Annotated in this window: 9 protein-coding genes and 1 riboswitch; of the genes, 3 read left to right on the top strand and 6 right to left on the bottom strand. The window is 35.2% G+C overall.

What is annotated here, in order from left to right:
* The first annotated feature begins 85 nt into the window (after positions 1 to 85).
* Positions 86 to 1756: a sensor histidine kinase gene (locus BXY64_RS04490; RefSeq protein ID WP_170150572.1), complete on the top strand. Its 1671-nt coding sequence runs from the start codon at positions 86 to 88 to the stop codon at positions 1754 to 1756.
* A 51-nt stretch (positions 1757 to 1807) separates the two neighbouring features.
* Here BXY64_RS04490 and BXY64_RS04485 read toward each other — a convergent pair whose 3' ends face one another.
* The 6 genes from BXY64_RS04485 to trxA (BXY64_RS04455) all read right to left on the bottom strand — a co-directional run bounded on the left by BXY64_RS04485 (position 1808) and on the right by trxA (BXY64_RS04455) (position 8267).
* A complete protein-coding gene (locus BXY64_RS04485) occupies positions 1808 to 3091 on the bottom strand; it encodes a DcaP family trimeric outer membrane transporter (RefSeq protein ID WP_245996590.1) in 1284 nt (427 codons plus the stop codon).
* A 228-nt stretch (positions 3092 to 3319) separates the two neighbouring features.
* A complete protein-coding gene (locus BXY64_RS04475; RefSeq protein WP_120238730.1) occupies positions 3320 to 3943 on the bottom strand; it encodes a thiamine diphosphokinase in 624 nt (207 codons plus the stop codon).
* 49 nt (positions 3944 to 3992) lie between these two features.
* Entirely contained in the window at positions 3993 to 4580 is a 588-nt protein-coding gene (gene pnuC, locus BXY64_RS04470; RefSeq protein ID WP_211334401.1) for a nicotinamide riboside transporter PnuC, read from the bottom strand.
* A gap of 53 nt (positions 4581 to 4633) precedes the next feature.
* Positions 4634 to 7105: a TonB-dependent receptor gene (locus tag BXY64_RS04465; protein ID WP_120238729.1), complete on the bottom strand. Its 2472-nt coding sequence runs from the start codon at positions 7103 to 7105 to the stop codon at positions 4634 to 4636.
* Positions 7106 to 7166: 61 nt separating this feature from the next.
* A riboswitch (TPP riboswitch) is annotated at positions 7167 to 7263 on the bottom strand.
* Positions 7264 to 7356: 93 nt separating this feature from the next.
* The gene (gene trxA / locus BXY64_RS04460) at positions 7357 to 7797 is read right to left on the bottom strand and encodes a thioredoxin (RefSeq protein ID WP_120238728.1); all 441 of its coding nucleotides are present in this window, start codon (positions 7795 to 7797) and stop codon (positions 7357 to 7359) included.
* 107 nt (positions 7798 to 7904) lie between these two features.
* Positions 7905 to 8267 carry a thioredoxin gene (gene trxA / locus BXY64_RS04455; protein WP_120238727.1) on the bottom strand — a complete coding sequence of 121 codons (363 nt, stop codon included), beginning with the start codon at positions 8265 to 8267 and terminating at the stop codon, positions 7905 to 7907.
* Between the two features lie 210 nt (positions 8268 to 8477).
* On the opposite strand from trxA (BXY64_RS04455), the gene BXY64_RS04450 reads away from it, so the two are divergent.
* The gene (locus tag BXY64_RS04450) at positions 8478 to 9899 is read left to right on the top strand and encodes a CCA tRNA nucleotidyltransferase (RefSeq protein WP_120238726.1); all 1422 of its coding nucleotides are present in this window, start codon (positions 8478 to 8480) and stop codon (positions 9897 to 9899) included.
* A gap of 134 nt (positions 9900 to 10033) precedes the next feature.
* Positions 10034 to 11488, top strand: a complete 1455-nt coding sequence (locus BXY64_RS04445; protein ID WP_120238725.1) for a monomeric [FeFe] hydrogenase — start codon at positions 10034 to 10036, stop codon at positions 11486 to 11488.
* Positions 11489 to 11498 lie beyond the last annotated feature (10 nt).

Here is an 11498-nt window from a genome sequence, read left to right as displayed (position 1 = left end):
TGGTCTCAGTTGGACTGATTCCACTTTAAACAGCATTAAAAGAGAGCTTCTTCCAAATCCAAATACAACCCTCCACATCGAGTATATGGATTCAAAAAGATATTTCTCTGAAGAGTATCTGGAACTCTTAAAAGGGTATTACCTGCGCAAGTATAAGAACCAAAAATTTGATTTAATTATTTCTACCGACAACAATGCCTACGACTTTTTAATTAAACATCGTGATGAAATTTTTGGTGAGGTTCCTGTAATTTTCTCAGGTTTAAACTCTATTATAGATCCTCCCAAAGGATACACTGGTGTGTTTGAAACATTTAGTGTATGTGCAACAATTAAACTAATCGAAGATCATCATCCAAACTATTCTAAAATTGTTATTGTAACCGATCATAGTACCACTGGCGAAACAGTATTATCCTCTTTAAAGGATGAAATAAAAAAAATGAGTGAACCAGTAAGGCACTTAATTATTAAGCCTAAAAATATTCATGAATTAAAAATTCAGCTATCGAAGTTAGAACCTAATGATGTTGTTCTTTACTTATTATACAACCGGGATATTGATGGCAATTATTACACTTACGAAAAGGGATTTTCTGAATGTAAACCATACTGCAAAGTTCCAATATACTGTGTTTGGGATTTCTATCTTAATCGTGGTGCTATAGGTGGATCCTTAATTACAGGAAGAATACAAGGCAAACAAGCAGCTCAAATCGCTAAAAAAGTGCTATCAGGTACACCTATTGATGATATTCCTCCAATGCAATCGGTATATGAGTATGAGTTTGACTACAATGAATTGGTAAATTTTGATATCAAGATTAAGGATTTGCCTAAAAACTCCAAACTAATTAATGAACCGTACAGTCTGATTAAGGAAAACAAGGAAATATTTATACTTACTTTAACCATTCTGATCCTTTTAACAATTATAATCATCGTAATGATGATTAATATTCACCTTAGAAAATTAAGAGAACAGAAAGAAAAAGCACTTATGCACGAAATCACTGCAACCAATGTAAAACTCGAAAAAGCGATAGAGGTTGCAGAAGAATCAAGCCGATTAAAATCTGCATTCCTTGCCAATATGTCGCATGAAATTCGCACTCCAATGAATGCCATATTAGGATTTACAGAACTTCTTTCAGGTGATAATGTAGCAGCAACAAAACGGAAAAAGTTCATTTCTATCATTCAAAAGAACACCAATGGATTATTACGATTGATTAGTGATATTCTTGATATCTCAAAAATTGAAACCAATCAATTAAAGATTGTTTTGGACAGATGTAATATCTCCAAGTTGTTCAATTCGGTTAAATATGATTACGAAACACTTAAAGAGCATAAAGATAATTACAACCTTAACTTTATTATAAGTACGCCTGAGGATAATCAGATTATAGAAGTTACAACTGATTCTGTTCGATTGCAGCAAGTATTTACCAACCTTATCGAGAATTCGATCAAATTCACCCAAACTGGAGAAATTGAAATTGGCTATGCAGTTAAAGGAAAGTTTATTGAATTCTTTGTAAGAGATACTGGAATTGGTATTCCAGAGGAAAAACAAGCCATTATTTTCGACAGATTCCGTCAGGCCGAATTAGATGCAAACACCAGACAATATGGAGGTACAGGATTAGGTTTGGCAATTAGTAAAAGCCTAATTGAAATGCTAGGAGGTCAAATTTGGATGAAATCGAAACCACAGGAAGGAACCATATTTTACTTCACTATCCCACTATAAACAAGAAAAGACGTAGCATGCTACGTCTTTTTTATAAAATAAATATAGTTTCTAGAAGAAATAATATACTCCTAATGAATATCTGGTACCACCTACCCATTTGGTATCTTTAACCTTGGCCTTTTCTGCAAGTTTACCATAGGCAGCTGCGGTGTATTCGGCTTCCAATTCGAACTTTAAGTTCTTGTACTTTTTAGAAACGCGTGGTGCCAAACGATACAACTCTCCAATTCCTGTTCCGCTCTTTACATCTTTACCTCTACTATATATCATGTTCGCAACAACATCGTCTTCCGAACCATAATCCTTAGAATATCCGGCAAGGAAAGCATATTCCCAATCGTTCTTCTTGTAAGAAAGCTCAGCCCATGATCCCATCACTTTAATGCCTGTGTATGATGCTTCGTTGGTTACAGGATTCAAATCCTTAACAGCATATCCGCCCAACATCAAAACATCGGTAAGGTTCGTACCATAAGTAGTTTGTGCCTTAAAAGTAACCGGATTGAAATTCAACTTGAAATAGCCCATTACAGCCCATGAAGACAGAATCTCATCATTTTTCCATTCTTGGTAATCTCCTGCCTCTTTCGATCCTGTCGTACTCATTAATGATGGTTTGATATTCTTGAACTCACCACTCACACCAAACAAGTGTTTCTTCTTTCCTAAGTAATAATGCGCTTGCCCTTGAACAATTGGCATTCCGGCATTTCTTAAATATTTGTTACTTGATCCATCAGGACCAGTACTTGTATAATCTCGTTCTGTTGCAATTGCTGCCAATAATTTCCAGTTTCCTGTTTTATGAGTTAATCTCACCTGCGGATTACGAGCAAATGGCTTGAATGGCAAACCTGCATTGGCACCTACTGTAAATGGAAATACTTCGGCAACAAACAATGGAGACCAGGTTTGTCCGATTAAAAGAGAAGTATTGCCCCAATCCAAATTTACAAATGCATGACGAACACGTAAACCATTGGTATCCGATTCACCATTTCCAATAAACTCAGCTTCAATCATTCCGTTGGTTTTCGCACCCAAAATTTCAGGACCTGTAATCTTGGCATTCATTCTCGATTGAATTACCGCCATATTGTACACTCCACCTTCATTAATATCTTTGCCTGCTGCATCCAATATCTCATTTTTAGGATACAGTAGAATATGACCTTCACGTGCAGCAACCATCTGACGGGTATCGTAAGTGAATAAAGTGTGTACATATCCACCAAATTTCACCGAAATTGGCAATTCTTTTTTTTGTGCGTTAAGACCTGAAATGCTTATGAATGAAACAAAAAGCAATAACAGAGTTTTTAATTTTTTCATCGACTTTAGTTAGGTTTTAATTCGGCTGCAAATATAAACAGGATTTTTTCATGGCAAGCAAAAAACTTGAATCGGAAAGCCTTAAATATTGATCAATTCAGGAAAAACAGCAAGCTACTCCTAATAACCTGAGTTCAATTAAAAATATATGCCACAGAAAGTCAGATTTATTCAAAATTTGCTTTGAAAAGCTGTATTGCTAATTTAAGAAAGAGAAGCTTATTTAGCTTACTTCTCATATTCCTGAAATACAATCAATGGTCCCCCTTCAAATTCAATTCTGAAACTATCGCCCATCGATTCATTTAGCGTACCTTGCCACATCATTTCCAATGGCTGATTCGTTAATGAATAACGCAAGTTAGCTGTTGTTATTAGTGTATTATTGTTTGGAGAGAAAATGGATACTTGCTGTCTTGTATAACTTTCGAAATTCTTTGGACGAACTATTGGAGTAAACACACCATAACTGGTTAGCATTTTAACTCTTACCTTTTTTGCATATTGCGGCAAAAGAAATACATTCCCAATCATGTGATCATCGCGTTTACCCGTTGCTCCAACAATAGCTATTTCGTTGAATTTATTGGCAATACACCATTCAACCGATTTGGTTAAATCATTGGTATCCTGATTAGAAAAGTGGTGAATTATATCTTTATACTTCCATTTCAATTCTGAATCTAAGGAATCCAAATCACCAATAATGGCGAAAGGTTCTAATCCTGCCTTTTCTAAATTGTTAATTGCACCGTCGCAACAAATGATATGTTTTGATTCTTTTAGCTCCTTTAAAGGGATTTCGTGAGTTGGAAAGACTCCATTTGCCAATATTACTGCTTTCTTTTGCATTCTCGATCAGTGATGATAAAATTTGAGCCAGTAAATTTAATGAATTAGCTTAAATAGCCTGAGAACGAAGCATATCTTTTTTCCATTGCAGATAACCAACAATAGCCATAGTAGTATAGAAAAAGAAAAGTATAGCTGTAAAATTTAAGTCCTTATAAATGTACAAGCCTAATGATACCGAATTTACAACAATCCAAACCAGCCATTGTTCCAAAATCTTGCGAGCCAACATCCAAGTAGCTACAATGCTCAATGCTGTAGTAAATGCATCCCAATAAGGAACCGTACCATCTGTAAAGTTAACTAAAATGAAAGCTATTAAGGCATAAATTGCAAGGCTAGCCATTAATAGTTTTAAAGATAAACTCATATTCAAGCGAATGACAGGTATGTCTTTTTCTTGCTGCTTTCTCCCTCGAGACCATAAAATCCATCCATAAATACTAATAAAAACGTAATAGAACTGAAGCGACATATCGGCATATAGCTTGGCAACAAAAAACACATAGATATACATTACCGAAGTAAGTAAACCTACTGGCCATAACCATTTGTTCTGCTTAATTTCCAGATACAGAAATAATAATCCTGATAAGGTTCCTATGATTTCAACAATATTGTCGGTTATCCAGTTCATATATTATTTATTTGTTAGAGACGCACGGTCGTGCGTCTCTACAAAATTATATTTTAGAATCGTAATGTCACACCTGCCAGAACATTTGTTCCTGCTTGTGGATAATAGTATCTCCATGTGTTTTCTTTACCATCGGTATACCAATTTCCACCATATGCATTGTTTTCATATTTGGTATCGAACACATTGTTAATGCTCAATTGGAAAGCTATTTCTTTCATCCAATTTGGCTTGATACTGTAATTCAACCTTAAATTGTGAACATTGTAATCATCCAATTTTCTCTCGGCATTCGAAGTATTGTCAAAATATTGCTCACCTACATATTTGCTTACAAAACTTACATCGAATCCTTTGGTTGGAGTCCATGTTAAAATACTACTTCCAACGGTTTCTGGTGAGTAACTAATGTCTGTATCTCCCAATTCTTTCCCCTTATACTCTTCTTCATTGTACCATCCAATGCTTTCATTCCAGTCTGCATAGTAGGTTGAATACTCTACAAAGTCTTTAATTCTATTACGACTTAAAGTAAGGTTAGCATCCCATTTTAAATTTGGTAGAATTTGTACACCCCAAATCAATTCAACACCTGCACGGTAACTCTTATCTACATTTGTCATGATATCGTAACCTACACTATTTTTCTCACCAGTTGGCACCAACTGATCGCGATAGTACATGTAGTAAAGATTAACTCCAAAGGTCGCATTTTTCGATTTATAGTTATAACCCAACTCATAGTCAAATAATGACTCATCAACAGGATATGAACTTGGATCGCCTTTGGCATCTTTAAAGTTTGCACGAGTTGGCTCACGATGAGCTACACCAAATGATGCATAAGCTGAGTTTCTATCGTTAAGGGTATAATACAATCCCACTTTAGGGTTGAAGAAATCAAATTTATGCTCCTGAACCAATGGCAAAAGATCATCATCCGTACCATCCATATCGTAAGAAATATGACGATATTGAACATCTCCGTAAGCATTTAATTTGTCACTCAATTCAACATTCATCTTGGCAAAAACATTGTAATCGGTCTTCTCACCAGTATTCAAATACCATTGATGACCATTAGGAACTCCGCCGTTTTGAGCCCAAAGAATATTTCCAAAATGATCTCCGTCATATCTATTCCAGGCACCACCAAACGATGCATCAATTCTATTCTTTTTATAATTTAACGAATATGTAAATCCGTAAAAATCATTCTTCAGCCATTTTTGACGAGTAAGATCTGTTTCCTCAATAGTTTCTCCACCAATCACAAGATTATCCAAGCCATATTCAGAATATTTCTCATCTTCTTTATACTGCTCATAATATCCTTTCCCTTTTGTATAATGCAATGCAGCATTCAAATTCAAGTTAGTGGTCAACTCCTGTGAGTAGAATAACTGGTAATGCGTTTGCTTGTAATTATCCGTTTGGTTGTCGTAATACCTTTTAACACCATTTTCGTCGGTATACTCACCAGCAGGATTATATCTTCTGTCTTCATAATCATTAGGATCATCGGTGTTGATATTTGGATTTCCCCACCAACTGATTCCTGTTTTCTGATCACCCGAAATGATGTTGAATTTCAACATACTTCTTTCTGTATAATAAGTACCACTTGCAAAAAATGATTCATGATCAGAAAATGCACGGTCTACAAATCCGTCAGACTTTAACTTTGAATAACGAGCATCAAAACTAAATTTTCCATTGATTAAGCCTGTTCCAGCTTTAAAAGTATTACGGAAAGTATTGAACGAACCTGCTACACTCTGAACTTCAGCATAAGGTTCCGCATTTACAGTTTCTGTTTGAAAGTTAATGGTAGCTCCAAAAGCTGCAGCACCATTGGTAGATGTTCCAACTCCACGTTGAATTTGAATGTTATCAACCGATGAAGCAAAATCAGGCATGTTTACCCAAAATACACCTTGCGATTCTGAATCATTCAATGGTACACCATTTATGGTAACATTAATACGAGAAGCATCCGTACCACGAATACGAAGAGCTGAATAACCAATACCATTACCAGCTTCCGATGATTCTACCAAAGAAGGCGTCAAGCTTAACTGGTAAGGAATATCCTGACCTGTATTTTGCTTTCTAAGCTCTTCTCCTCCCAAATTGGTTACTGCCACCGGAGCTTTATTTCCTGCTCTCGTTGCAGCAACAATCACCTCGTCGGCCATTATGGCAGTTGGATTCAATTTAAAATCTAAATTCTTTGATTCGGTAAGCTTTACAGAACTTTCCTTTGTTTCATAACCCAAAAAAGAGATCACAAATTGGTATTCTCCAGCTTTTAAATTTGTAAACTGATATTCACCATATGAATTGGTAACAGTTCCCAAATAAGTTCCTTTCACTGCAATTGCTGCTCCTGGCAGAGCATTTCCACTTTTATCAGTCACTTTCCCATTTAAATTGATTTGAGAAAATCCGATAAAGCATACAAATTGCAATACAATTAACAGAGTAGCTCTGCGCAATACAGAGTTTAGTTGTTTCTTCAACATTGTGTAATAATTAAACGTTAATAAAATATTGCAATGAGGTTGTATAAGATCAGGTTGGCGAAAAGTTAGCTCGCAATTTTCCTACGCCGGCATTATCCGGATCAGGTGTAAGGGTATGATCTCAGCCCGTTTACATTTAGGCACCCCACTGTGATTTGGCGCAAAGATAATCCGAAAACTAGCAAAAACAAAAAAGTCGGCAAAAAGCCGACTTTCAAAACCTAAACTATTATAACTACTCTAATCTATAATCAATTTGGGGCTTTAACTCCCAAAACGTCATTAATTGCTTTTACAAATGTGGCCTTTGGCAAAGCCCCTTGTGCCATTGTTGGTTTACCTTTCATCGGTACAAATAACAATGACGGTATGCTTTTTATTCCAAATGCTGCTGATACTTTTTGAGCATCATCTGTATCTACTTTGTAAATCTGAATGGCATCGCCATATTCCTTTTGAAGTTCTTTTAAAACAGGTGCAATTTTTCTACAAGGTCCACACCAATCAGCATAAAAATCAACAATTACTGGTTTATCTCCTTCAAACTTCCAATCACCACCCTTTTCGTAATCAAATACCTTTTCTTTAAAGCTATCATCATCGAGATGAATTACTTTAGCCTCCGAATTTGATTGAGCAAAACTGTTGGCTCCAATAAATGCCATCAACAGTATCATTAGTAATTTCTTCATTTTCTCTTTCCTTTCCTGGTGCGAACACCTTTTATTTCTATTTCATTATCGCTCTAAAACTAACAAGGATTTCCTTTTAATTGTGTCGGACAGAAGACCATTAACAATTATTTAGCATCCACTTTTAAAACTTCAGCAAAAGCTTGTTTGAAATTTTCCTTTGAAAGAGCCCCTTGTGCCATTTGAGGCTGACCATCTTGCGGAATAAATAGCAATGATGGAATACTCTGAATACCAAACATGGCTGATAATTCTTGCTCTTTCTCTGTATCAATTTTATAAATATCAATAGCATCGCCATACTCTGCCTTCAACTCATCTAAAATTGGAGCAACCATTTTACATGGTCCACACCAATCAGCATAAAAATCTACCAAACATGGTTTACTACCTTCAAATTTCCAATCTTTATTTTTTTCAAAATCAAATACTTTCTCTTTGAATGATTCTTTCGTTAAGTGTTCTACCATAACTAACGCCTATTTTAATTTACTACTATAAATATGTACAAATCTATATATTTTTATCAAACAATTAACATACCAAAGTCAATTTTCCTCTGAATTTTCATAATCCCCTTAATTAATTGTAATTTTGTCAGGAAATTAAACAGTCGGTCTGTCATACATAGGCCTTCATATTGTAACAACCTGATTACAGGTTACATGACTCATTAAGAAGTGAAAGAACATTTAAAACATCCTATATTTTCAATTATATCAGAAATTGTAACTGAAGAAAAGCTTGAAAGCTATGTAATTGGAGGCTTTGTAAGAGATATATTCTTAAAACGCGGTTCAAAAGATATTGATGTTGTTGTAATAGGCAGCGGTATTGATTTGGCTCAAAAAGTTGCTGCCAAAGCTGGTAATCCTAAAGTTTCCATTTTTAAGAATTTTGGAACAGCCATGCTTAAGTATAAAGATTTTGAAATTGAATTTGTAGGTGCCAGAAAAGAATCATACAATAGAAACTCAAGAAAACCAATTGTTGAAAATGGCAGTTTAGAGGATGACCAAAAAAGAAGAGATTTTACCATTAATGCTCTTGCATTAAGTCTGCACAAAGACAATTTTGGAGAACTCCTGGATCCTTTTGGAGGCATTGATGATTTGAATAGCCAAATCATTAAAACACCAATGGATCCAATGATTACTTTCTCGGATGATCCTTTAAGAATGATGCGTGCAATTCGTTTTGCAACACAATTAAACTTTAAAATTTCTGATGTCACTTTCAATGCTATCAAAGAAAATAAGGAGAGAATCCATATCATTTCTAAGGAGCGAGTTATTGAGGAATTGAATAAAATTGTGATGTCAGCAAAACCTTCAATCGGTTTTAAATTGCTTGAAGAATGTGGTTTATTAAAAATTATATTCCCAGAGTTTCAAAGATTGAAAGGCAGAGAAACCAGAAACGGAATTAGCCATAAAGACAATTTCTATCATACCCTTGAGGTGTTAGATCAATTGGTACCACACTCCGATAATTTATGGCTTCGCTGGTCGGCACTATTGCACGATATTGCTAAACCTAACACCAAAAAATTTGTGAAAGGAATAGGTTGGACTTTCCACGCTCACAATTTTGTTGGCGAAAAAATGGTCCCTCGTATTTTCAAGAATATGAAATTGCCTTTAAATGAAAAGATGAAATTTGTTCAGAAGATGGTATTGCTACACATGAGACCAATTGTATTGGCACAAGAAGTAGTAACTGATTCTGCTGTTCGAAGATTACTTTTTGATGCTGGTGATGACATTGATGACCTAATGAAATTGTGCGAAGCTGACATAACATCTAAAAATGAAGAAAAGGTAAAACGATTCCTCGATAATTTCCAACTGGTTCGCAAAAAGCTAAAAGAGGTTGAAGAAAAAGATGCAATTAGAAATTTTCAACCTCCAATTGATGGGCAAGAGATAATCGACACTTTTAATTTATCACCATGCAAAACCATTGGAGATATAAAAGTGGCGATAAAAGATGCCATTCTTGATGGAATTATTCCAAACGAAAGGGATGCAGCCTATGCATACATGATTAAAAAAGGAAAAGAACTAGGGCTTGAACCTATTGGCAAAAAAAAGAATAATTAGTTCGGAAATAATTCCGGACTTTTTTTTACTGTTATAAAACCTATTCAAGTTTGTTAAACAGCACTTGATAGACTCGACATAATATCTACTTTTGCGGAAATTAAGCAATCTCACTATTTATAATTATACATCCAATGGCCTACGTTGATAATACAATGATTATCAGAAGAGATCTGTTATCGAAAATGGCAGAACTTTTTAATGAAGGAAAATTTAAAGAAGGATTAGATCGGATTCCTTTAGAAATGGCACCTCGAAGAAAACAAGATCTTGATAGATGCTGTGTTTTTAAAGAGCGTGTTATCATTAAAGAAAAATTAATTCCTCTTTTGGGATTTGATTTGGAAGATGATCGCGATGAGTTAAAAACTCTGGCAGAATACGCAGACGAAGCTTTAGAGAGAAAAAATCCAATCAACAAAATTCTTACAGTTGTTGATGAAGCTTGTACTTCCTGTGTAAAAAACTCATACATCGTTACCAATCTTTGTAAAGGTTGTGTTGCACATCCATGTATGATGAACTGCCCTAAAAGTGCAATTAGCTGGAATGCAAATGGTCAGGCACAAATTGATCCTAAAACTTGTATCAACTGTGGTATTTGTATGAACGTGTGTCCTTATCACTCCATTATATTCATGCCAGTTCCATGCGAAAATGCTTGTCCTGTTGGCGCAATTTCCAAAGATCAGTATGGTATCGAACAAATCGATGAAGACAAATGTATTGATTGTGGTAAATGTATCACTGCTTGTCCATTCGGATCGATTATGGAGAATTCTCAAATTGTGGATGTAATGAAATCCATAAAAGATGAAGAGACAGAAACCATTGCAATTGTTGCTCCTGCCGTTATTGGTCAATTCAAATCGACTACAGATACCGTATTAGGTGCTATAAAACAATTAGGCTTTTGTGATGTAATAGAAGTTGCAAAAGGTGCAAATGTAACCACCGAAAGAGAAGCTGATGAATTATTGGAACGTTTGGAAGATAAAGCTCCATTCATGACTACTTCTTGTTGCCCGGCATATGTTTCAGCAACCGAAAAGCACATTCCTGAAATTCAGAAATATGTTTCGGAAACCAAGAGTCCGATGTACTATGCAGCTGAAATTGCAAGAGAAAAACACCCTAATGCAAAGATTGTATTTATAGGTCCTTGTATTGCCAAGCGTCGTGAAGGAATGAAAGATCCTAATGTTGATTACGTAATGACATTCGAAGAACTTTCAGCTCTATTTCATGGTTGGAAAATTGAAATTAGCAAGGAAGAACCTTTACTTTTAGACAAAAGCATTTTGAATCACGGTAGAGCTTATGCTGCCAGCGGTGGTGTGGCACAATCGGTTTTAGAAGTTAAGCCTTACGTTAATATCAAACCAGTAATTGTAAATGGTTTGGATAAGAAAAAGATTAAAATGCTGAAGGCTTTTGGAAAAACTGGTAAAACCAGCGGAAACTTTGTTGAAGTAATGGCTTGTGAAGGTGGTTGTATTGCCGGACCAAGTTCGAACTTCGATCCTAAAACAGGAAGCAGACTTTACGAAAAAAATCTTGCAGCTTTAATTGAAAGTTTAGAAGATTAATATCGATAAA

Source organism: Marinifilum flexuosum (genome assembly GCF_003610555.1).
Lineage (GTDB): Bacteria > Bacteroidota > Bacteroidia > Bacteroidales > Marinifilaceae > Marinifilum > Marinifilum flexuosum.
Note: the sequence above shows the minus strand (reverse complement) of the source record. Positions and strands in the feature narration are given on the sequence as shown.

What these genes read in the sequence shown, in the direction of transcription:
- BXY64_RS04475 (WP_120238730.1), bottom strand. Translation starts at nt 3,943, where the DNA reads ATGCAAAAGAAAGCAGTAATATTGGCAAATGGAGTCTTTCCAACTCAC.
- trxA (WP_120238727.1), bottom strand. Translation starts at nt 8,267, where the DNA reads ATGGTAGAACACTTAACGAAAGAATCATTCAAAGAGAAAGTATTTGAT.
- BXY64_RS04465 (WP_120238729.1), bottom strand. Translation starts at nt 7,105, where the DNA reads ATGTTGAAGAAACAACTAAACTCTGTATTGCGCAGAGCTACTCTGTTA.
- pnuC (WP_211334401.1), bottom strand. Translation starts at nt 4,580, where the DNA reads ATGAACTGGATAACCGACAATATTGTTGAAATCATAGGAACCTTATCA.
- BXY64_RS04485 (WP_245996590.1), bottom strand. Translation starts at nt 3,091, where the DNA reads ATGAAAAAATTAAAAACTCTGTTATTGCTTTTTGTTTCATTCATAAGC.
- trxA (WP_120238728.1), bottom strand. Translation starts at nt 7,797, where the DNA reads ATGAAGAAATTACTAATGATACTGTTGATGGCATTTATTGGAGCCAAC.
- BXY64_RS04490 (WP_170150572.1), top strand. Translation starts at nt 86, where the DNA reads ATGGATTCAAAAAGATATTTCTCTGAAGAGTATCTGGAACTCTTAAAA.
- BXY64_RS04445 (WP_120238725.1), top strand. Translation starts at nt 10,034, where the DNA reads ATGGCCTACGTTGATAATACAATGATTATCAGAAGAGATCTGTTATCG.